The sequence below is a fragment of the Winogradskyella sp. genome, assembly GCF_045105575.1.
Taxonomy (GTDB): domain Bacteria; phylum Bacteroidota; class Bacteroidia; order Flavobacteriales; family Flavobacteriaceae; genus Winogradskyella.
Genome location: NZ_JBGCDQ010000049.1, coordinates 1 through 23615, shown reverse-complemented (window position 1 = coordinate 23615; position 23615 = coordinate 1). Strand labels below are relative to the sequence as shown.

The following is a 23615-nucleotide window of genomic DNA, read 5'->3' as shown; positions in this document are numbered from 1 at the left end:
TCGAGACTTGTCCGGTGTTTTGTGCGATTATTAGAACAGCTCACGAGCTGTCCCTACGGAATAATTTCTTCGAAATTATTCTTCCAATCTAATATCCAATCCTAAACCTTTCAATTCGTGCATAAGTACGTTGAACGATTCTGGAAGTCCTGGTTCTGGCATTGGCTCACCCTTAACGATTGCTTCGTAAGTTTTTGCTCTACCAATAACATCATCTGATTTTACAGTTAAGATCTCACGTAAGGTACTTGATGCTCCATAAGCCTCCAGTGCCCATACTTCCATCTCTCCAAAACGCTGTCCACCAAATTGTGCTTTACCACCTAATGGTTGTTGCGTAATTAATGAGTATGGTCCTATAGAACGTGCGTGCATTTTATCGTCAATCATGTGACCAAGCTTAATCATATAAATCACACCAACGGTTGCTGGTTGATCGAAACGATCTCCTGTTCCACCATCATAAAGATACGTATGACCAAATCTTGGAATACCAGCTTCATCTGTGTAGGCATTAATTTGATCTAAAGTTGCACCATCAAAAATTGGTGTTCCGAACTTTTTACCTAAATCTTGACCAGCCCAACCTAATACGGTTTCGTAGATCTGACCGATATTCATACGAGAAGGTACACCAAGTGGATTTAATACAATATCAACCGGAGTTCCATCTTCTAAGAAAGGCATATCTTCTTGACGTACAATACGTGCAACAATACCTTTGTTACCGTGACGACCTGCCATTTTATCACCTACTTTAAGCTTACGCTTTTTAGCGATATAAACTTTAGCCAATTTAATGATACCTGCTGGTAATTCATCACCAACAGAAACCGTAAATTTCTCACGTCTTAAGGATCCTTGAAGATCATTTTCCTTAATCTTATAGTTATGGATTAAATCCGCAACCATTTCATTAGTATGATCGTCAGTAGTCCACTTACCAGAGGTTAAATGCGTATAATCATCTACAGCATTCAACATCTTTAAGGTATACTTTTTACCTTTAGGAATAATCTCTTCTCCTAAATCATTATAAATACCTTGAGCCGTTTTACCATTAACGATGTTGAATAATTTTTCAACCACCATGTTCTTAAGATCGTCGAATCTATTGTCATAAGCATTTTCTAATGCTTCAATATCTTCTTTATCTTGTGCTCTCTTGCGCTTATCTTTTACAGCTCTTGCAAATAATTTCTTATTAATTACAACACCATTAAGTGATGGAGATGCTTTTAACGATGCATCTTTAACATCACCTGCTTTATCTCCGAAAATAGCACGTAATAATTTTTCTTCTGGTGTTGGATCAGATTCCCCTTTTGGAGTAATCTTACCAATTAAAATATCACCTGGTTTGATTTCAGCACCAATGCGAATCATTCCATTTTCATCTAAATCCTTTGTTGCTTCTTCGGACACATTAGGGATATCATTAGTTAATTCTTCATTACCTAATTTTGTATCTCTAACTTCTAATGAATATTCATCAATATGGATCGATGTAAATACATCTTCTCTAACCACTTTTTCTGAAATTACGATGGCATCCTCAAAGTTATACCCTTTCCAAGGCATAAAAGCTACTTTCATATTTCTACCTAGCGCTAATTCACCGTTTTCAGTTGCATAACCCTCACAAAGTACTTGTCCTTTAGCTACTTTATCACCTTTCTCAACGATAGGCTTTAAGTTAATAGACGTTCCTTGGTTTGTTTTTCTGAACTTTACTAGAGGATACGTTTTGGTATCGCTTTCAAAGCTAACCATTGCTTCCTCTTCAGAACGTTCGTATTTAATCGTAATTTTTTCAGCATCTACATACTCCACAGTACCAGCTCCTTCAGCATTAATTAATACTCTAGAATCTGATGCTACTTGACGCTCTAAACCGGTTCCTACAATTGGTGCTTCAGGTCGTAATAATGGTACTGCCTGACGCATCATGTTAGATCCCATTAATGCACGGTTGGCATCATCATGTTCTAAAAACGGAATTAAGGATGCAGAAATAGATGTAATCTGATTTGGTGCTACATCTGTATAATCTACCTTTGTAGGCTCGATTACAGGGAAGTCACCTTCCATTCTAGCAATAACCTTATCATGTAAAATTTTTCCATTAGCATCAACCTTTACCGTTGCTTGAGCAATAAGTTTTGCTTCTTCCTCTTCAGCACTTAAGTAAATAGGTGGATTCTTAATATCAACTACACCATCAGTTACCTTTCTATAAGGTGTTTCTAAAAACCCTAATGGGTTTACTTTAGAGAATACTGATAATGATGAAATTAAACCAATGTTTGGTCCCTCTGGTGTTTCAATAGGACATAAACGTCCGTAATGTGTATAATGAACATCACGTACTTCGAAACCTGCTCGCTCTCTAGATAAACCACCTGGTCCTAAAGCTGAAAGACGACGCTTATGCGTAATCTCTGCAAGAGGATTCGTTTGATCCATAAATTGTGATAACTGATTTGTTCCAAAGAATGAATTAATAACCGACGATAAGGTCTTCGCATTAATTAAATCTATTGGAGTAAATACTTCATTATCACGAACGTTCATACGCTCACGAATAGTTCGTGCCATACGTGCTAAACCAACACCAAACTGAGACGATAATTGCTCACCTACAGTACGAACACGACGGTTAGATAAGTGATCGATATCATCAATCTCTGCTTTAGAGTTAATTAATTCAATTAAATATTTTATAATCGTTATGATATCTTCTTTGGTAAGCACTTGCTTGTCCATACCGATATCTAACTGTAATTTCTTATTCATTCTATAACGACCCACTTCTCCTAAAGAGTAACGTTGGTCCGAAAAGAATAATTTATCAATAATACCACGTGCTGTTTCCTCATCTGGCGGCTCAGCATTACGTAATTGACGGTAGATATGTTCAACAGCTTCTTTTTCAGAGTTTGTTGGATCTTTCTGTAAGGTATTATGAATAATTGCGTAATCTCCTTGTTGTGCAGTTTCTTTGTGTAAAAGAATTGTTTTTACTTCTGCTTCAAGAATTTCTTCAATATTATCTTTATCAATAACGGTATCACGATCTAATACAATTTCGTTACGCTCAATAGATACCACTTCACCAGTATCTTCATCAACGAAATCCTCGTGCCATGTATTTAATACACGTGCAGCTAATTTACGACCGATTACCTTCTTTAATCCAGATTTTGAAACCTTCACTTCTTCAGCAAGGTCAAAAATCTCTAAAATGTCTTTATCACGTTCAAAACCGATAGCTCTAAACAATGTTGTTACAGGTAACTTTTTCTTTCTATCAATGTAAGCGTACATCACCTGATTGATATCTGTAGCGAATTCTATCCAAGACCCCTTGAATGGAATTACTCTTGCAGAATACAATTTAGTTCCGTTAGCATGAAAAGATTGGCTAAAGAATACACCTGGTGATCTGTGCAATTGAGAGACTACTACACGCTCAGCACCGTTGATACAAAACGTACCACTTGGAGTCATGTAAGGAATAGTTCCTAAATATACATCTTGAACGATTGTTTCGAAATCCTCATGTTCTGGATCTGTACAATACAACTTCAATCTTGCTTTTAAAGGCACACTGTATGTTAATCCTCTTTCGATACATTCTTCTATAGAATATCTAGGTGGATCGATAAAATAATCTAAAAATTCTAGTACGAATTGATTACGCGTATCTGTGATTGGGAAGTTCTCCATGAAGGTGTTGTACAAACCTTCAGTACCTCTTTCTTCTGACTTTGTTTCTAATTGGAAAAAATCCTGAAAGGATTTAATTTGGATATCCAAAAAGTCTGGGTAATCTGTCCTATTTACAATAGAAGAGAAATTAATTCTTTCAGCCTTTTTTGCTAACATTGATGAACGAGATTTAATAAAATAAAAACTAAAAATGCATATAACTATTATATACACAAAATGGTTTAAGTCTTATCCCGCAAAAAAATGCGGGACAAACCTAAACCTTATATTGTTGAATGGGTAAGCTTACTTAAGCTCAACCTCAGCTCCAGCTTCTTCTAAAGAAGTTTTTAAGCCTTCAGCTTCATCTTTAGAAACACCTTCTTTGATTGCACTTGGTGCATCATCAACTAAACCTTTTGCTTCTTTTAAACCTAAACCAGTTAATTCTTTAACCAATTTTACTACAGCTAGTTTAGAACCACCTGCCGCTTTTAAAATCACATCAAATTCAGTTTGCTCCTCAGCAGCGTCTCCACCACCAGCAGCAGGACCAGCCATAGCTACTGCAGCAGCTGCAGGCTCGATACCATACTCATCTTTTAATATAGTTGCTAATTCGTTAACTTCTTTTACTGTTAAGTTAACTAATTGTTCTGCGAAATCTTTTAAATCTGCCATTTTTCTAATGTTTAATAATGTGTGTTATAATTTATTTTTCTATTGTGTGTGTAATTGTAAAACTATCTTATCTTTCAGATAGTGTTTTAACGATACCTGCAATTGTTCCACCACTTGATTTAAGCGCAGAGATAACATTCTTGGCTGGTGACTGTAATAAACCTACAATCTCACCAATAAGCTCTTCTCTCGACTTAATATCAACTAAGGCATCTAATAAATCGTCACCGATATAAATAGATTCCTCAATGAATGCACCTTTCAATAAAGGCTTTTCAGATTTTTTACGGAACTCTTTAATTACTTTAGCAGGGGCATTTCCTGTTTCAGAATACATTACTGATGTATTTCCCTTTAAGATGGTAGGCAAATCTCCGAAGTCCTTATCGGATGCTTCCATTGCTTTCTCTAAAAGTGTATTCTTAACTACAGCTAACTTTATGTTAGACTTAAAACATGCTCTTCTTAAGTTTGAAGTCGCTACTGCATTTAATCCAGAAATATCAGTTAAATAGATATTTGTATTATCTGCTAATTGAGCAGTCAACTCTTCAATTACTTGGGATTTTTCTTCTCTTGTCATAATATTCTTAGTTTAACTACTATCCTATTTTTGTGTCAATTGAGATACTTGGACTCATAGTACTAGACATGTAAATACTTTTTACATACGTACCTTTTGACGACGTTGGCTTTAATTTCATTATCGTAGATAATAATTCTTGAGCATTGCCAATAATTTTATCAGTACTAAACGATGCTTTACCTATTGGTGCATGTACAATACCTGTTTTATCTACTTTAAAATCAATTTTACCAGCTTTTACTTCTGCAACTGCCTTAGCTACATCCATAGTTACTGTACCAGTCTTAGGGTTTGGCATAAGACCTCTTGGTCCTAATACTCTACCTAATGGTCCTAACTTACCCATAATGCTTGGCATAGTAACGATAACGTCAACATCTGTCCAACCTTCTTTTATTTTCTGTAAGTATTCATCTAACCCAACATAATCAGCGCCAGCTGCTTTAGCTTCTTCTTCTTTATCTGGAGTTACAAGCGCAAGAACCTTCATATCTTTACCTGTACCATGCGGTAATGAAACTACACCACGAACCATTTGATTGGCCTTACGTGGGTCTACACCCAATCTAATTGCCAAATCAATTGACGCATCAAATTTAGTATAAGTAATTTCTTTTAGTAAAGCTGAAGCTTCTTCCAAAGAGTAAATTTTATTGCTATCTACCTTTGCTCTTGCCTCTTTTTGCTTCTTTGTTAATCTTGCCATTTCTAAAAATTTAGTTTGGAGCTTCTCCTCCTTTAACAGTGATACCCATAGATCTTGCTGTACCGGCAACCATTTTCATAGCTGATCCGATTTCAAAGGCATTTAAATCTACCATTTTGTCTTGAGCAATGGTTTTCACTTGATCCCAAGTTACTTTTGCTACTTTACGTCGGTTTGGTTCTCCTGATCCTTTCTTTAGTTTGGCCGCTTCTAATAATTGTACTGCTGCTGGTGGAGTCTTGATTACAAAATCGAATGATTTGTCTTTGTAAACAGAGATGACCACAGGTAAAACTTTACCTGGTTTATCTTGAGTTCTCGCATTAAACTGCTTACAGAACTCCATGATATTAACTCCAGCGGCACCTAAAGCGGGTCCTACCGGTGGCGATGGATTCGCAGCACCTCCCCGAACTTGTAGCTTAACTACTTTGTCTATTTCTTTTGCCATTTTTTAATGTTTATTGTGCTTATCTATTTTTGAAGCCTAGATAATACACTATCTTTATTGTAACAATTATTATACTTTCTCTACTTGCATATAGCTTAACTCTAATGGAGTTTTTCTTCCGAAAATCTTAACCATCACTTCTAGCTTACGCTTTTCTTCATTAATCTTCTCAATAGTTCCATCAAATCCATTGAATGGACCATCGATTACTTTAACAGTTTCACCTTTAGTAAATGGAATCGCAATATTTGCATCTGCCTCTACTGATAACTCATCTACCTTACCTAACATTCTGTTAACCTCAGATTGTCTTAATGGCACAGGATCACCACCTTTAGTTTCGCCTAAGAAACCTATTACATTTGTAATAGACTTTATAATATGTGGAATTTCACCACTTAAATTAGCCTGAACCATAATGTAACCTGGAAAATACACCTTATCCTTTTGTATTTTCTTTCCGTTACGGATTTGAATTACTTTCTCTGTCGGCACTAAAACCTGATCAACAAAATCATTTAAACCTAATCTTGAAATTTCATTTTCAATGTAGGCCTTGATTTTATTTTCTTGACCACTTACCGCTCTAACAACATACCATTTTTTATCAGACATCCTCTTCTTGTATATTTGTTAGTGAATCATATTAAAATAACCTTTCACTGCTTTACTAAAAGCTGAATCAACACCCCAAATAGCAAGTGAAAAAATAATAGAAAACACAGCTACAATAATCGTTAACCTTTGCGCTTCTGGCCAAGGAGTCCAAGATACATTGTTCTTTAACTCTTCAAACGATTCCTTTATATATGTTACTAATCCTGCCATTTGATAATTTCTTTATTTAATACTTTATTCGAGCTAACACTCTTAATAGATTATTATATCATTTAGAATGCTAATTTGCACGGGTTGAGAGACTCGAACTCACGACACCTGGTTTTGGAGACCAGTGCTCTACCAACTGAGCTAAACCCGTATTTTTAAAAATTCCAAGATTTAAACTACAAATCCCAAAACTTTCAATTCCTATTTGGATTCACATTTGGTTTTGCCACGTCTGAGCGCGCTACCAACTGAGCTAAACCCGCATTAGAGTCTTTGCTATACCATTCGAAAACTATCGAAATAAGCTAAACCCGTAAACAATAATCAAGGCGTCCCGAATTATCGAGACACCTTAATTATATATTGAACTAAATTGTTTAGTCTAAAATCTCAGTAACCTGACCAGCACCTACAGTTCTTCCACCCTCACGGATAGCGAAACGTAAACCAATATTCATTGCAATTGGCTGAATCAACTCTACAGTTATTGTTAAGTTATCACCAGGCATAACCATTTCAACACCATCAGGAAGCGCAATGTTTCCAGTTACATCCGTTGTACGAACGTAGAACTGTGGACGGTAGTTATTATGGAATGGCGTGTGACGACCACCTTCTTCTTTCTTAAGAACGTAAACCTCAGCTTTAAATTTAGCGTGTGGTGTTACAGAACCTGGCTTACAAATCACCATACCTCTAGAGATTTGTGACTTTTCTATACCTCTTAATAAAATACCAGCATTATCACCAGCCTCACCTCTATCAAGGATTTGACGGAACATTTCAATACCAGTTACAGTTGATGTTAGCTTTTCAGCACCCATACCAATGATCTCAACAGGATCACCTGTATTAGCTACACCAGTTTCGATACGACCTGTAGCAACAGTTCCACGACCAGTAATAGAGAATACATCTTCAATAGGCATTAAGAAATCTTTATCAACTTCTCTTAACGGCTCTTCAATCCAGTTATCAACAGCTTCCATTAATTCTAAAACTGTATCAACCCACTTTTGCTCACCATTAAGTGCACCTAAAGCAGAACCAGCAATTACAGGTCCATTATCACCATCATATTCATAGAATGATAATAAATCTCTAATTTCCATATCTACAAGCTCTAACAACTCTTCATCATCAACCATATCCACTTTATTCATGAATACAACCATACGAGGAATTCCTACTTGACGACCTAATAATATGTGCTCACGTGTTTGTGGCATAGGACCATCTGTTGCAGCAACCACTAAAATAGCACCATCCATTTGAGCAGCACCAGTAACCATGTTCTTTACGTAATCCGCGTGACCTGGACAGTCAACGTGAGCGTAATGACGATTTAATGTTGCGTATTCTACGTGTGATGTATTAATTGTGATACCTCTTTCTTTTTCTTCTGGTGCGTTATCAATTTGATCAAATGATCTTGCTTCAGAATAACCTGCATCAGCTAATACTTTAGTAATAGCAGCAGTTAAAGTTGTTTTACCGTGATCTACGTGTCCAATAGTACCAATGTTAAGGTGTGGTTTTGAACGATCGAAAGTTGCCTTTGCCATGTTTAATTTATTTTATTCTTGTTTAATATTAGTGTTCAATTGTTAATTCTAATTAATCTTAGAAAAAAGAGCCAATGACGAGATTTGAACTCGTGACCTCTTCCTTACCAAGGAAACGCTCTACCCCTGAGCTACACCGGCAATTGATTTACGATTGCCGATTAATAATTCACGATTCGTAAACCGTGTGTCTTAACTCGTAAATTTTAGAGCGAGAGACCGGGTTCGAACCGGCGACATTCAGCTTGGAAGGCTGACGCTCTACCAACTGAGCTACTCTCGCATTTTATCAAAACTTTTACATTTTGAGTGGTTTCAATATTTCAAAATCTAACTTAGCACTCTTAGGTTAATACTTTATGATAATTAATGCTGATTTCAACATTTAATTCTTCATGGAGCATTACCTCGCTTTGCTAGACGATTTTAGATCACCTTCCCTTTGGTTGGTGATCATGGATTGGTGACCCAATCCAAACAATTTTTAAACGCAGTTTCACAAAAGCAAGCTTTTGACAACTCCTTGTTAAAAATTGTTTGTGGGGAGAGCAGGATTCGAACCTGCGAAGGTGAAACCAACAGATTTACAGTCTGTCCTCGTTGGCCGCTTGAGTATCTCCCCAAATAATCTAAAAACTTCAAACGCAATGTTCAAAAGTTTTAGTTCAAAAATTTCAATTAACGTTCTCAATTTTATCATTGAGATTTCTGCCTGCGCAGAAATTTAAAGAGCCGATGGAGGGACTCGAACCCACGACCTGCTGATTACAAATCAGCTGCTCTAGCCAGCTGAGCTACATCGGCTTTTTATTCCTTTTTTTAGCTCTAAAAGGGACCATAAAAAAGTCCGCTATGTCTAACGGACTGCAAATGTAATGTTTTATTTATTTATTCAAAACAATTTTTAAAAAATTTTACCTAACTATGTGCTCTTAATTTTTCTTTTCGTTTTTTGATTTGTCTTCCTAAGGAGGCAACAGCTGCATCAGCACCTTCTTCGAAAGTTTTACATTGTTTCTTTACTACAAAGCTATCGCCTGGAACGCTTACTTTAGCTTCAAATATTTTATTTTCTTTGTCACTTGTATTTTCAACTTTTAAATACACGTCTGACTGAATTATTTTGTCGTAAAACATATCGAGCTTATCCATTCGTTTTTGAATGAAATCAATTAAACTGCTGTCTGCTGTAAAATTTACGGATTGTGTGTTTACTTTCATCTATTATATTTTAAATTGAACATATCTGTTAAACCTATTTTGGCTTTAACTTCGATTTATAAATTATGAAACCAAAACTTACTTTTGATTTCTAGGATGCGTCTTAGCATATACTTTTTTCAATTCTGCAATACTGTTGTGTGTATAAACTTGTGTTGCTGCTAAACTGGTATGACCCAATAGTTCTTTTACTGCATTTAGGTCGGCACCTTGATTTAATAAGTGCGTCGCAAACGAATGTCTTAGAACATGAGGACTACATTTTGCTTTTGAAGACACATCACTAAAGTACTTATTTATTATTCTGTAAACAAGTTTTTCGTATATCTTAACTCCTTTTTTTGTTAAAAATAATATCTCTTGATCTTCAATGACAGATAAATTATTTCTGTAAATTAAATACGTATTTAAAGCTCCTGCCAATCGCTTTATTAAAGGAATGTAACGTTCTTTGTTGCGTTTCCCTAGTACTTTAATTTGATGGTTACTTTTATCAATATCGTGTATCTTTAAATTTACAAGCTCTATGCGTCTAATTCCTGTGGCATAAAACAACTCAATTATGAGGTGGTTTCTTGCACTTTCAAAGTCATCCACCTCAATAGATGTTTCTAATACCGTTTTTAATTCCTGTTCTGAAAACGGCAATTGCACCTTCTTCCCTACTTTTAAAGCTTTATGTTTTTTTAAGGGATTAACTTGAATAGCTTCAATTTTGAGCAGATATTTATAATAGGTATTTAGAGACGATACTTTTCTATTAACGGTTCGGTTTGAAATATTAGCATCCACCAACTCAACAATCCATTGTCTTATTTCTGAATACCCAACGTCTTCTAAATTTTCGTTATTATGATGTTCCTTCAGGAAGTCTCGAAAACTTTCAATATCCTTTGAGTATGCCAAAACGGTATGTTTAGAATAAGTCTTTTCTAAGATTAGATAGTCTGAAAAAGCTTGAAGGCTCATAATCGTTTATTTGACGAATTTTAAATATAAGAATTAGTTATCCGTAAAGCTTATTTTTAGGCAAAAAAAATCCTGCATCATGGCAGGATTTTAATTTATAATTTGAAACTGCATTACGTCGCAGGCTTATAATCTTTATTATCAAGAACCATCTTTGCAATGATTTCTTTAAGTATCTCTGAGGTACCACCACCAATTGGCCCTAAACGACTATCTCTAGACATTCTGGCTAATGGATATTCTTCCATATAACCATAACCTCCTAAAAATTGAAGACATTGATAAATTACATCATCCGCCATTTTTGTAGATTGTAACTTAGACATGGTCGCTTCTTTTACCATATAATCTCCCATATCTAAACGCTTGGCTACGTAATAATTGAATTGCTTGCAGATTTCCATTTGTGTTTCGCAATCTGCATACGTGTGTCTTAACGCTTGAAACTTGTCTATAGTTCTACCAAACGCAGTTCTTTCGGACATGTATTGTTTTGCATATTCTAAAGCATACTCGGCTCTAGCATGCCCATTAACTCCCATAATTAAACGCTCTAAAGCGAAGTGTTGCATAATATATGGAAAGCCTTGATTTTCTTCACCCATTAAATTAGACGCAGGAATCACCACATCACTAAAGGCAATTTCACCAGTATCTGAAGCTCTCCAACCTAACTTATCTAATTTAGTCGCAGAAATCCCAGGCATATCTCTATCTAATATAAAAATACTGATGCCTTTATTTCCTAATTCAGGACTTGTTTTAGCTGCTACAATTAAGTAGTCGCTATATACACCATTTGTAATAAATGTTTTAGAACCATTAATAACATAGGTATCCCCTTTTTTAACTGCTGTGGTTCGCATACCTGCTACGTCACTTCCACCAAAAGGTTCTGTAATACATAGACAACCTATGGCATCACCTAATGCGCTTGGAGTTAAATATTTTTCTTTTTGTTCGTGATTTCCTTCCTTATTTAAATGCGTCATTGCTAAATACGCATGTGCCCACATTGCTGCAGCAAAACCACCAGAATTAATGCGTTGCATTTCTTCGAGGAAAATAATGGTATAAAATAAATCTAAATCTAAACCACCATAAGCTTCTGGTGTAGCCAAACCGAAGTAACCCATATCTCCGAATTTTTTCCAGATGAAACGCTCTATATGACCTGTTTCTTCCCACTTATCGATATGTGGCACTACCTCTTTTTGTAAGAAATCTCTAAGACTTTCTCTAAATAAGTTATGCTCTTCAGTAAAATATAATTTAGACATGTGCTTCTATTAGTTATAAATGCAAATATAACTTAATTATCTCGATCTTGTTGGTAGGGAAATCTTCAACTTTTGTTAAATCTTCTAAAGATATAAAGCCATCTCTTAACGTGCGTGTCTCAATAATACGGTGTGCTATTTCGTAATCGACATAAGGAATAGTGACCAATTCATCTCTTGTAGCGGTATTGACATTAAACGTTTTAATCGCTCTTGGTGTTTTAACAGTAAAGTCGTTTTTAATACGCTCAATTACTTCTGGAGATAATCCCCAAACTTCAGTAAGTTCAATATCAGCAACAAAACCGTTTTTAAATTTATTTCTTTCCTTTATAATACGTTCTGAAAGCTTTTCGCCAACTCCGTAAACTTTTTTCAATTGACTTGCCGTTGCTGTATTCAGATCTACTTTTTGAGCATAGGTTTTTGGTTTTGTTGCAGTTGAATACACATTAGAATAGCCTTGAGATTTTGGTTTTGGATTAGTTACCCACTCTGGAAATTTAAAGTATGGAGAGATCGCAGCCAAGAGGGAATCTGAAACTCTAGTCACGTTTTGAAACTCCTTTGCTGAATTCACCCATTTATTAGTCGCCCTAAATTGATGTAATCTATCAATTTCGTTATTTGACATACCTAGGGTATAACCTTTATAATCTGTAATATAATTTGGATTGAAAGGGTAGATTTTTGGTTTTCTATTTTCAATTTCAACTAAACGAAGTGAATCTAGTTCTTTTCTAAATGCATTTAATTCTTCGTTATTATCAAGAACTACATCTTTACTAAAATCAACAAACCAATAAATGCATTGTAAGCTTATAATAATCAGTAGCAATAAAAAAATCCCATTCCGCTGTTTATTAGAAAACTGGAAATGGGAAATCATATAACAAAATTTAAATCAGTTAGACACTTCTTTCTTTTATAGCGTCTTTATATTTTTTTAATTCTTCTTTCACCTTTGGCGCTAATAAAATTAGACCTACCATATTAGGGACCATCATGGCAAAAACCATGGCATCTGAGAACCCAATTACAGAACCTAAACTTGCTGCTGCACCTATCACAACGAAAATACAAAAAATCACTTTATATGTGTATTCTGTTTTTTTAGACCTTCCGAATAAATAAGACCAACCTTGAAAACCATAATAAGACCAAGAAATCATAGAACTAAATGCAAATAAAACAACTGCAACTGTTAGTACATATGGAAACCAAGAGATTGAAGATTCAAAAGCACTAGATGTTAACAAGATGGCTTGAGCGTCATTAGCTGGCGGATTCAATGGATCTACAAAACCTGTAATAATTAAAACCAAAGCTGTCATTGTACAAACCACAACCGTATCTATAAAAGGTTCTAATAAGGCCACCATACCTTCACTAGCAGCATATTTTGTTTTTACGGCTGAATGCGCAATAGAAGCAGAACCAATACCAGCTTCGTTTGAGAACGCTGCACGTCTAAATCCTTGAATTAAAACACCTACGGCACCACCTGCGATACCTTCTGGACTAAAAGCTCCGTTCCAAATAGCTGCAAATGCACTACCAATCATGTCGTATTTTGAAAAGATTACAAATAAAGCGGCTGCAACATATATAGCGACCATAAATGGCACAATCTTATCCGTTACTTTCGCAATTTTTTTAATTCCGCCAATAATTACAATACCGACAAGGACTGCCATTACTAAACCAAATGCCCAACCGTATCCGTGAAGAAAAGATTGTTCACCACCAGTAATATTTTCAACGAGTTGAAAGGCTTGATTAACTTGAAACATATTTCCACCACCAAAAGAACCACCGATTACAAAAATGGCAAAAAAGAAGGCGAGGACTTTTCCTAAGCCTCCCATACCTTTAGATTTTAACCCTTTGGTTAAGTAATACATGGGTCCACCATATACGGTACCATCATCTTCAATATCTCTATATTTTACACCGAGTGTACATTCTACAAATTTGGATGCCATACCTAGGAATCCAGCAATAATCATCCAAAATGTTGCACCAGCACCACCAATGGAAACTGCAATAGCAACACCTGCAATATTACCTAAACCTACTGTGGCAGATAAGGCTGCTGTTAAAGCTTGAAAGTGACTCACTTCCCCTTCGTGATTTTCAACTTTTATAGTTTCAATAGCATCGCCACCTGGTGTAGCATCTCCTGCTACAGCTAATTCTGGTTCGTCTTCATCTAAATGATCGTATTTACCTCTTACGATATTTATTGACGTTAGAAAGCCTCTAAAATTTATAAAATTAAAATAAAATGTAAAGTAAACAGCTCCTAAAATTAAAGGGAATAATACCCAATACACACTTATGGTATCTGTAAACGGAATTTGATAAAAAATAGCCTCGACAAACCATCCTGTTGCCCAACCAAATTTTTCATCTATAATCTGATCAATTCCTTTTTCAGCTTCTTGAGCAAAATTGAGTAAGGGTAATAAAATAGCAAAAAATGATAGAAGATATTTCTTCATGTGTCGTATTATTAGTTAGTTTTTGATTAGAAACGACAAGATGCTAAAAAAAACTGAGTTTTTAAAGCATGACATCAACTAAATTCCTAAATAGCCCATTAAAACGCATCTATTTAATGTACTGTTTTATCATTCAGAATTTGCATTTCAAAAGCCACTCCTATTTTTTGAAAGTCATACAACTTCAAAAAAAAATCTATGTTAGGTTCTATAGTTTCAGATTATAAAGATATTTTAAATAAGGAATGGTCTATTGTTCTATATTAAATTCAGAATTTAACTGCTGTATTTGTTCTGGTCGTCCTAAAACAATGATCTTAGAACCGGGTACCAATTTGGTATTTGCTTCAGGATTTACAATATATTCGCCTTTATCATCTTTAAAACCAATCACTGTGCAGCCTGATTTTTGACGTAAATCTAAATCTCTAATGGTTTGTACTTGCCGTGTGTTATACAGTTGCTCTACCTTTACTTCTTCAATATTAATGTTGTGTTCTCCGACAATACCTAAATTATCTATAAATTCTACTAAATCAGGAATCACAACTAACGACGCCATATGATCTCCACCAATTCTGTCTGGCAGAATGACATTATTGGCACCTGCCAACTTCAATTTATTATACGAGGTTTCTTGTGAGGCTCTGCTAATTATTTTCAGATTTGCATTGATTTGTCTTGCCGACAGCACTACAAATAAATTATCCGCATCACTTGGCAACGCACTAATAAGCGTGCTTGCTTTATCTATACCAGCTTCACGAAGCACTTCATCTTCATTTGCATTTCCAAAAACAAAAGGTATACCTTCCTCCTGTAATTTTTCTATGGTGTCTTTATCGCGCTCAATAATGACATAAGATTTTCCGTAATCTTCTAATTTTTTGGCGGCTTGCCTTCCATTACGTCCAAAACCACAAATGATAATATGGTTGTTCATAGCATCAATTTTCTTTTGCATCTTACGTTGTTTTATGTCTTCAAAATTATTTTTGCTCAAAATATATTCTGTAATTATAGTAATGGCATAACCAACGATAACCACACTTGCTAAAATAAGAAAAATGGTGAAAATTTTAGATTGTGTGTCTAGCGGATTTACCTCAGCAAAACCAACTGTGGTGATTGTAATTACGGTCATATAAACCGCATCTAGCCAATCATATCCTGAAATAAACCTGTAACCCAATACTCCAATACACAAAACGATAAGAAGAAGAATAACCGCTGTATATATTTTAGATCTAAAAAGTCTTATAATGGCATTGTTCATTTTTATGAATGGTATTACAAGTCGAAAACTGAAGAGCGTTTTGTGTAAATGATATCTTTAATTCGCATCCAAAACGCCAAGAACAAATATACAGCAAAACCGAAGCCAACGGTTACAAAGGTGAGATACATAAATGATGTTCTTACAATTTTTGCTCTAATGCCCAAACGATCCGCAATACGTTGACAAACATAATAGCCACGTTTTTGAAAATATAGTAATAATAAATAGAACCATTTCATAGGGCAAGTTACTTAATTTTTAACGATTAAGCTATTACCAACAGCACATTGTAAACAGTTATTTTTATCGCAATAATGTTGTTTTAATTGTAGTAATCCTTGCGAACTTAAGGCATGCTTTTCCATAGGTTTTAGTTCTAAAAACTTAGAGATAATACTATTGTTCTCAATTTTAATCGCCTTTATTAATTTAAAAATAACATCTTCTGCGGATTTACCCTGCGCTTTTGCATAACTGAACTTCAGAGGAATTATAGTATTAATAATCAATAAATCTATAAACGCCTTTGTTAAAGCTTTTTTAGATGTTTTTGAAGGTTTAGCAAATGTGTAGTGCGACATCCAAAAACTGGTAACTCCTTTATTGAACAGCTTATAAAAATCGTTGCGTGTGTTGAGCTGCATTATTTTTGAAAACAAGTTCGGTTCTAAAGTATATAAATTAGCAAATTGCGATAAACGAATGGTTGGAAAATTTGGCGGTCGCAGTCTAAAAAATTGTAAGGGCAACACTCCCTGATTTTCTAACTTAAATTTTTGTTTTAAAAATCCATAACGATTCTGTAAATCTTTATAATAAGCATCTTCAACAGTATCAGTGTCAAGTAAACTTGATTGCCCAAATAGTAAAGCTTCCACATTTAAAACATCAGTTTGAAGCTTTCTTAATACTGAAAAATCAAACGAATTTGCCAAACTTAAAAAAGGCTCTCCGTTTACTTTGAGTCCGAAGTTTTTTAACAACATTTTACACAAAACGGCTTCCCAATCGTTATTTAAAGTTTCTAGCAACTCTTCAATCGTTTTAGATTTCTGTTCTAATCGTTCAATATATAAGCGTTCTAACCAATTATTGAGTAGAAAATTATCAACTTCAGGAAAGTTAGTTTCACAATTGATCCAAGATTTTGATTGTATAAGCTGTTGGTAATTATGAACTAAATTTTTATTGACGTAGTGTTTTAATTCTAGTGTGGGAATCTCGGAATTATCTTTTCTAAAAATTTCAGTATCGTGTTCCCAAACCACGTGCAGAATGACGTTATCGTAGGCTTTATCATTTTCGTGATTATGCACATACCAATCCGAAGATTTAATATGAATTTCCACGTTACCAGCCCAATGCTGATCGGCAATATGCAGTTGTGCATTGAAGAAATCCGGACCAGCATTATGATTGTGCTGCCCTAGATTAATAATGCTTACCGTTTCGTCTTTTGTTGTTTTTAACTTGGACGAATCGAAGGCTTTATGTTTCCAGATGTAATGGAGGAAATCTTCTTGCATTTTACTAAAATAGAAAATATCCTCTAAACTTGATAGTCATAATTATTTGTATTCAAATTTATTTTAATTCATCTTTGACATTCAAGAAACAGTTAACTAAAGTTTATCATGAAAAGAATTATTTTAATATTACTCATTTTTATAGGTTTAAATCTTCAAACTATAGAAGCACAAAATCTCAAAATCGATGAAAAAACTATCATCAAAGATGAAGAAGGAAAAACCATAGACCTTATGGCTTTCTCAAAAATGATGGGTACAGGAGATTGGATGATAAACCAAAAAACTGATGATAAAGGGAACGATTATATACAATTAAGAAAAAGTTCCGCAGAAGAAAAAGAACAAATAAAAAAGATGATTTCGGCACAAATGAAAGCAAATTCATCAATACCAAATATGAACGGTAAAGATGCCAAAGCATTAACTCTTACTGATATTAATGGGAACACCGTAACTTCTGAAGTCACTAAAGGTAAAGTTGTAGTGCTTAATTTTTGGTTTATAGCTTGTAAACCGTTTGTTGCAGAAATACCTGAATTAAATAAGGTTTATGACAAATATAAAGACAATGAAAACGTTGTTTTTGCGTCGATTACATTTGACGCCAAAGATAAAGTTGAAGCCTTTTTAAAAAAGCATCCTATCAATTACCCTGTAGTGGCTGGAGACAGGACTACAATTTCTTATTTTAGTGTGAATAGTTATCCAACAAATATGGTCATTGGCAAGGACGGTAAAATCGCAGATTCTATAACTGGTGGTTTTTCCGAAATTGGAGAACATATTGAACGTATGATTGAGACTGCATTAAAAGCTGATTAGAAAACAAATTGCTACGTCTTTAGTCCTTACAATAACAGAAACCCATAAACACCTATTGGTATTTAGCGTCTATTTATGCACCAAAACCCAAAGCTCAACCACTTCATCATTTCGCCAATGTGCATCACGCTTCGTTTTTTCAGAAGCCTTTTTTACGTTTTTTGTAAAACAGCGCTCTAGTTTAAAGCGTCCTCCTTCTGCTATTTCCTGTTCAATTGGGTTTGTTTTCGCTACACCTGTAATTTGAGCTAAATTTGAGAAGATGAGTACTAACTTCCCATCTGGTAATAAGCGTTCTTTTGCGGCTTCAAAGAAATCGTTAAATAAGGTTTTGTTATAATAAATAGCTTCATCTAAATGGTCTGAGCTGCGCAATTCTGGTAACCAAGGCGGATTAAAAACAATCAGTTCGCTTGGTTTGTTCCACTTTCCGAAAAGCGATGCAAAGTCTAATTCTATTTTTCGGGAAAGTTTTGTTGTGCCCATGGATTCTTTTAAACCAACTATAGCATTGGGATTGGTATCTGTACCAAATACTTTTTGAAATCCGTGCTTAACTAATTGTAAGGCTAAAATTCCACTACCAATGCCAACATCAATGGCTGATTTTTTAGAGCCATCGTAACGTTTTAGCCAATTATCAAATAATTCTAAATGCTCAAACCGCGTTGGGAAATACACTCCGTAATATGGATGAATTTTATTTCGTAAGGTCGGAATTGAAATACCGTTTTGATACCATTGCCAAGCACTATTTAATCCTTGTACTTGTGGTAGTGTTAATAAGAAATCTTTGGTTTCAGGATACAGCTTTTCAAACCAACCAATGGCTGGTGCTTTTTTGACCTCTAATTGATGATTTACAATTTCTATAACAATAAGATTAGACAATTTTTGATATGCAGACCTATATTCACGCTGCTCTTTAAAAGATTTATTAGGCAGTTTTATATGTAAATAATTCTGTAATTCTTTTAAAAGTACAGCACCATTATTGTAGAATTCTGTGATTAACACCAACTTGCCTGCTTCTAGAATTTTAATGGTTAAATCAACATCAGCTCCACGATTGAAAATAGCGATTTCATTCGGAATTGAGATTGGTTCTGGCTTGTTCGGTTTTAAATCAGAAATCATAGGATTGTTTACTTTTGGTAAAGGTAGGGTTTTGGGTATTAGGTTAAATATCAAAAATGAAGTATAACATAATAGTCTTAAAATTTGTAACTAAATAATTAACAGATTGCTTCGTTCCTCTCGCAATGACGTCGATAAAAAAAATCCTGAGTGTTAGTCAGGATTTTCGTTTTTATGATGAGCACTTCGACTGCGCTCGGTATGACGGCTCTATTCGATATAACCCATTTCGCGCATCCAATCGTCATTAAACATTTTTCCGATATAACGACTTCCGTGATCGTGAAATAAAACCACCACCACATCTTCTGGTTTAAAATGTTCTTTTAATTGTAAGACCCCTTTTATTGCTGAGCCAGCTGAGTTTCCTAAAAACATACCTTCTTCTTTTGCCAAACGCTGCGTATACACACAGGCATCTTTATCAGTCACTTTGGTAAATCCATCAATAACTCCAAAATTTACATTTAATGGTAAAATATCTTCACCAATACCTTCGGTAACGTATGGATAGATTTCATTCTCATCAAAAATACCAGTTTCGTGATATTTCTTAAAGACCGAACCATAAGTATCGACTCCCCAAATTTTTACATTAGGATTTTTCATTTTCAAATAACTCCCTACTCCAGATATTGTACCTCCTGTACCTACACCAACCACAAAATGTGTGATTTTACCGTCGGTTTGTTCCCAAATCTCTGGTCCTGTACTTAAAAAATGAGCTTTACAATTGCTTGGATTATCGTATTGATTCACATACCAAGAATTTGGTGTTTCTTCTCCCAAACGCTTAGATACCGAATAATAACTTCTTGGATCATCTGGCTCTACCGCAGTTGGACAAACCACAACTTCAGCACCAACCGCTTTAAGGATATCTACTTTTTCTTTAGACTGTTTGTCTGCCATTACAAAAATACATTTATAGCCTTTTACAATGGCTGCCAATGCTAATCCCATTCCTGTGTTTCCAGAGGTACCTTCAATGATGGTTCCTCCTGGTTTTAAACGGCCATCTGCTTCTGCATCTTCAATCATTTGCAAAGCCATACGGTCTTTTACGGAATTGCCTGGGTTAAAGGTTTCGTATTTAGCGAGGACTAAACAGGGTAAGTCTTCCACCAGTTTATTCATTTTAACTAATGGTGTGTTACCGATGGTACCTAATATATTTTCTACGTAATCCATATTATTTTTTCAGATGGCAAAGTTACACTAATTGTTATGGAATGAAAATGCTAGGTTTTAATATTTCTAGGTGACGTTGAAATTGTTTGATTTGTTTTGGGAGGTGTTTCACGAAATTATATAAAGAAAGAGAGAGACTCATTTCACTAATTGGCAGGAACCTTTGTTCGGAAAAAAAGGAGATTGTAAATAAGTAAGAAGTCATAAGTTGGTATGAAGTAAAGCCTTAACTGAGAATTATAATAAAAGTCTAAAGGGCTATTATAACACAAAGCTCCACCAAGAAGGCACAAAGGTTCACAAAGAAAAAGAAAAGAGACAGTAATTTCACGAATTCGCACGAATCGTTATTTAAAAAAAGAAAGCTGTAAATAAAAACATGTAAAGGATTATGACAAAGTAAAAATCTTAATCTGTTCCCTTCTAGGAAATTTAAAAACCTTAACTGGGAATGATAACGAAAGTCTAAAGAGCTATTATAACACAAAGCTCCACCAAGAAGGCACAAAGGTTCACAAAGAAAAAAGACACTAATTTCACTAATTCGCAGGAATCGTTGTTAAAAAAGAGATTGTACATAATAAGAACATTTAAGGAATTAGGATAAAGAAAAAACCTTCATCTGTTCCCCTCTGGGGAAAATAAACGATTTTACTAAAATTCACTCAAAAACTCAAAGGGGCTTCTTTTTTTCAATCAAACCGAATGGCCTTTACTGGCGAAATCTTCGAAATAATTATCGATGGAATTAAAAGCATTAATAAACAAGCTATAAATGTACCTATATTCAGTAAAATGATGTAATCCCAACTGATATAAACTGGTGCATTTGTAACGTAATAGGTATCTGGATTTAGAGGGAATAGCTTAAAATGCTTTTGTATATACAGAAGTCCAATACCAATACTGTTTCCCCAAAGTAGGCCCAAGCCAATGAGATACGAGGCGTTATAGAGAAACACTTTTCTAATCGTCCAGTTAGAACTTCCTAGTGCTTTTAGAATTCCTATCATTTGTGTACGCTCCAAGATTAAAACCAATAAAGCGGTAATCATATTTATACCAGCCACAATAATCATAATGATAATTATGATGTAGGTGTTTGTATCAAAAATCTTGATCCATTCAAAAATAGCGTAGTGCTTTCTCGTTATTGAATTTGCGTTCATTAAAGACGGAATAGCCTTATAAACTTCTAGCGTTTTTTCATCAATCTCAGAGAAATCATCAATAAAAACCTCAAAATTTCCTATTTGGTCGGCTTCCCATTTATTAAGTCTTTGTATATGTCTGATATCGCCAATACAAAACTTTTCGTCCAGTTCCTGAAAACCTGAATTGTAAATACCAACAACTTCATAAGTAAGAATTCGTGGTCTATTATTTAGTGGATTCCCAAAAAGCGTCTGAAATTTATCACCTATTTTAAATCCTAATCGATTGGCGAGGTATTTAGAAATTAAGAGTTCTTCGTTTCGTTCTTTAGTGAAATCAGGTAGTCTGCCATCGATAAGAAAGTCTTCAAAATACTCCCAATTAAAATCAGATCCTACTCCTTTTACTACGACGCCTTCAAAATCGGTTTCAGTTCTAATCACTGCGAATTTTGTAGCAACAGCTTGCACGTGTTTAATCCCTTCAATATCTTTAAATTCTGGATAAAACTCTTGATTTATAGAGATTGGTACTTGCGACTCATCTGACGCATTAGTATCGTAATTAGTGATTTCTATATGACCATTAAAAGCCACTACTTTATCTCTAATTTTTTGTTGTAAGCCAAATCCTGTGGCAATAGCAATAAGCATTACAATAATGCCAATAGCAATTGCCGCGATACCAATTTTAATTATTGGTGCCGATACACTACTTTTATACGTTTTATTGCCAATTATACGTTTAGCTATAAATAACTCGAAATTCAAACCTACTATATGCTTTTAAAGGTTGTCAAAAATACAGTTTTATTCTCGATAATTATTGGGATTTGCTTGCTTACATCTTCTTGTGGACATAGAGTGACTCATGATACTGGAAACGCAAAGGATAATGAGCTTGTTATTGAAGACACTTTAGCTGAAACTATAGCTGTTCTAAACACTACTCTAACATCAGTACAAAATGACACATTAGGACCTTCAAATTCTCCGAGTACAATCGAAGCAAAAAAAGAAATTATTGTCGGTGCTAATAGAACCAAATTGTATTTACCACTACTAAAAGGAAAACGTGTTGGTGTGGTTGCCAACCAAACCAGTGTAATTTTTGATGAAGGTAAACCGAAAACCAAAAACAGTAGCTACACGCATCTTATTGATTCATTAATGCAGTTAAAAGTGAATATAAAAAAAGTATTTGCACCAGAGCACGGCTTTAGAGGTACAGCTGATGCTGGTGAATTGGTAAAAGATGGTAAGGATACCAAAACGGGTTTACTTATTCATTCACTTCATGGTAAATATAAAAAACCAACCAAAACACAGCTCGAAAATGTAGATATTATGATTTTTGATATTCAAGATGTAGGCGTTCGTTTTTACACCTACATTTCTACCTTGCACAATGTCATGGAAGCTTGTGCAGAGCAAGGTGTTAAACTAATGATTTTGGACCGACCAAATCCAAATGGACATTATGTAGATGGACCCATACTAAAAGAGGATTTCTCCTCTTTTGTAGGAATGCATGAAGTTCCTGTGGTGCACGGAATGACAGTAGGGGAATATGCGCAAATGATCAACGGTGAAAAATGGTTAGCTGGTGGAATTGAATGTTCCATGCGGATTATACCTTGCGAGGGTTGGGATCATAGCCTATATTACGAATTGCCAATCGCTCCGTCTCCTAACTTACCAGATATGGCTTCGGTTTATTTATATCCAAGTCTTTGCTTTTTTGAAGGAACTGTAGTTAGTATTGGGCGAGGAACAGATACTCCTTTTCAATTGATTGGACATCCTGATTATAAAATAGATTCAATGGGCGTAGACTTTAGTTTTACACCACAACCGAATGGTGGATCTAAGCATCCTAAGTTAGAAGGCGAAAACTGTTTTGGAATTGATTTATCAACGATTGATTTGGCTGAATTCAGATCGCAAGGACAGCTCGAATTATCTTATTTATTTGATTTCTATCAAAATCTAGATCAAGGC

The 23615-nt window shown here is 34.8% G+C and carries 21 protein-coding genes and 5 tRNA genes; 2 read left to right on the top strand and 24 right to left on the bottom strand.

Features of this window, described 5'->3' with window-relative positions; translation table 11 throughout:
* Positions 1-75 precede the first annotated feature (75 nt).
* From rpoB to AB8B52_RS12180, 21 genes are all read right to left on the bottom strand, one after another.
* Complete coding sequence (rpoB, locus tag AB8B52_RS12280) at positions 76-3888, bottom strand: DNA-directed RNA polymerase subunit beta (protein ID WP_406028531.1); 3813 nt, start codon at positions 3886-3888, stop codon at positions 76-78.
* Positions 3889-4017: 129 nt separating this feature from the next.
* The gene (rplL, locus tag AB8B52_RS12275; RefSeq protein ID WP_406028529.1) at positions 4018-4392 is read right to left on the bottom strand and encodes a 50S ribosomal protein L7/L12; all 375 of its coding nucleotides are present in this window, start codon (positions 4390-4392) and stop codon (positions 4018-4020) included.
* 67 nt (positions 4393-4459) lie between these two features.
* The gene (rplJ, locus tag AB8B52_RS12270) at positions 4460-4975 is read right to left on the bottom strand and encodes a 50S ribosomal protein L10 (protein WP_406028527.1); all 516 of its coding nucleotides are present in this window, start codon (positions 4973-4975) and stop codon (positions 4460-4462) included.
* A gap of 19 nt (positions 4976-4994) precedes the next feature.
* Positions 4995-5684: a 50S ribosomal protein L1 gene (gene rplA / locus AB8B52_RS12265; RefSeq protein ID WP_406028526.1), complete on the bottom strand. Its 690-nt coding sequence runs from the start codon at positions 5682-5684 to the stop codon at positions 4995-4997.
* A 10-nt stretch (positions 5685-5694) separates the two neighbouring features.
* Positions 5695-6135, bottom strand: coding sequence for a 50S ribosomal protein L11 (gene rplK / locus AB8B52_RS12260; RefSeq protein ID WP_406028524.1), 441 nt, complete (start codon positions 6133-6135; stop codon positions 5695-5697).
* A 69-nt stretch (positions 6136-6204) separates the two neighbouring features.
* The gene (nusG, locus tag AB8B52_RS12255) at positions 6205-6750 is read right to left on the bottom strand and encodes a transcription termination/antitermination protein NusG (RefSeq protein ID WP_406028522.1); all 546 of its coding nucleotides are present in this window, start codon (positions 6748-6750) and stop codon (positions 6205-6207) included.
* Between the two features lie 18 nt (positions 6751-6768).
* Entirely contained in the window at positions 6769-6963 is a 195-nt protein-coding gene (secE, locus tag AB8B52_RS12250) for a preprotein translocase subunit SecE (protein ID WP_406028520.1), read from the bottom strand.
* 78 nt (positions 6964-7041) lie between these two features.
* A tRNA-Trp gene (locus AB8B52_RS12245) sits at positions 7042-7114 on the bottom strand.
* A 226-nt stretch (positions 7115-7340) separates the two neighbouring features.
* Positions 7341-8528 carry an elongation factor Tu gene (tuf, locus tag AB8B52_RS12240; RefSeq protein WP_406028518.1) on the bottom strand — a complete coding sequence of 396 codons (1188 nt, stop codon included), beginning with the start codon at positions 8526-8528 and terminating at the stop codon, positions 7341-7343.
* A gap of 69 nt (positions 8529-8597) precedes the next feature.
* Positions 8598-8669: transfer RNA gene (locus AB8B52_RS12235), tRNA-Thr, on the bottom strand.
* 69 nt (positions 8670-8738) lie between these two features.
* Positions 8739-8811, bottom strand: a tRNA-Gly gene (locus AB8B52_RS12230).
* Between the two features lie 257 nt (positions 8812-9068).
* Positions 9069-9150, bottom strand: a tRNA-Tyr gene (locus AB8B52_RS12225).
* 108 nt (positions 9151-9258) lie between these two features.
* Positions 9259-9332 (bottom strand) — tRNA-Thr (locus AB8B52_RS12220).
* Positions 9333-9446: 114 nt separating this feature from the next.
* Entirely contained in the window at positions 9447-9749 is a 303-nt protein-coding gene (hpf, locus tag AB8B52_RS12215; protein WP_406028516.1) for a ribosome hibernation-promoting factor, HPF/YfiA family, read from the bottom strand.
* Positions 9750-9827: 78 nt separating this feature from the next.
* Entirely contained in the window at positions 9828-10718 is an 891-nt protein-coding gene (locus AB8B52_RS12210; protein WP_406028515.1) for a tyrosine-type recombinase/integrase, read from the bottom strand.
* Positions 10719-10831: 113 nt separating this feature from the next.
* On the bottom strand, positions 10832-11998 hold the full coding sequence (locus AB8B52_RS12205; RefSeq protein ID WP_406028513.1) for an acyl-CoA dehydrogenase family protein: 1167 nt from the start codon (positions 11996-11998) through the stop codon (positions 10832-10834).
* 13 nt (positions 11999-12011) lie between these two features.
* On the bottom strand, positions 12012-12887 hold the full coding sequence (locus tag AB8B52_RS12200; RefSeq protein WP_406028511.1) for a ComEA family DNA-binding protein: 876 nt from the start codon (positions 12885-12887) through the stop codon (positions 12012-12014).
* A gap of 19 nt (positions 12888-12906) precedes the next feature.
* The gene (locus AB8B52_RS12195) at positions 12907-14502 is read right to left on the bottom strand and encodes an alanine/glycine:cation symporter family protein (RefSeq protein ID WP_406028509.1); all 1596 of its coding nucleotides are present in this window, start codon (positions 14500-14502) and stop codon (positions 12907-12909) included.
* 250 nt (positions 14503-14752) lie between these two features.
* A complete protein-coding gene (locus tag AB8B52_RS12190) occupies positions 14753-15778 on the bottom strand; it encodes a potassium channel family protein (protein ID WP_406028507.1) in 1026 nt (341 codons plus the stop codon).
* Positions 15779-15792: 14 nt separating this feature from the next.
* Positions 15793-16020 (bottom strand): PspC domain-containing protein, encoded by a 228-nt coding sequence (locus tag AB8B52_RS12185; protein WP_406028505.1) that lies wholly within the window; start codon positions 16018-16020, stop codon positions 15793-15795.
* A gap of 12 nt (positions 16021-16032) precedes the next feature.
* Entirely contained in the window at positions 16033-17307 is a 1275-nt protein-coding gene (locus AB8B52_RS12180; protein ID WP_406028503.1) for a DUF2851 family protein, read from the bottom strand.
* A 108-nt stretch (positions 17308-17415) separates the two neighbouring features.
* Between AB8B52_RS12180 and AB8B52_RS12175 the strand changes: the two genes are divergently transcribed.
* Positions 17416-18132 (top strand): TlpA family protein disulfide reductase, encoded by a 717-nt coding sequence (locus AB8B52_RS12175; RefSeq protein WP_406028502.1) that lies wholly within the window; start codon positions 17416-17418, stop codon positions 18130-18132.
* Positions 18133-18201: 69 nt separating this feature from the next.
* Here the strand turns inward: AB8B52_RS12175 and AB8B52_RS12170 are convergent, their stop codons facing one another.
* From AB8B52_RS12170 to AB8B52_RS12160, 3 genes are all read right to left on the bottom strand, one after another.
* Entirely contained in the window at positions 18202-19269 is a 1068-nt protein-coding gene (locus AB8B52_RS12170) for a methyltransferase (protein ID WP_406028500.1), read from the bottom strand.
* 210 nt (positions 19270-19479) lie between these two features.
* Positions 19480-20460, bottom strand: a complete 981-nt coding sequence (locus AB8B52_RS12165) for a PLP-dependent cysteine synthase family protein (protein WP_406028498.1) — start codon at positions 20458-20460, stop codon at positions 19480-19482.
* A gap of 692 nt (positions 20461-21152) precedes the next feature.
* Positions 21153-22385 (bottom strand): ABC transporter permease, encoded by a 1233-nt coding sequence (locus AB8B52_RS12160; protein WP_406028496.1) that lies wholly within the window; start codon positions 22383-22385, stop codon positions 21153-21155.
* Positions 22386-22394: 9 nt separating this feature from the next.
* Here AB8B52_RS12160 and AB8B52_RS12155 point away from each other — a divergent pair.
* Positions 22395-23615, top strand: a 1221-nt coding sequence (locus AB8B52_RS12155) for an exo-beta-N-acetylmuramidase NamZ domain-containing protein (protein ID WP_406028494.1), incomplete at its 3' end; no start/stop codon positions are given.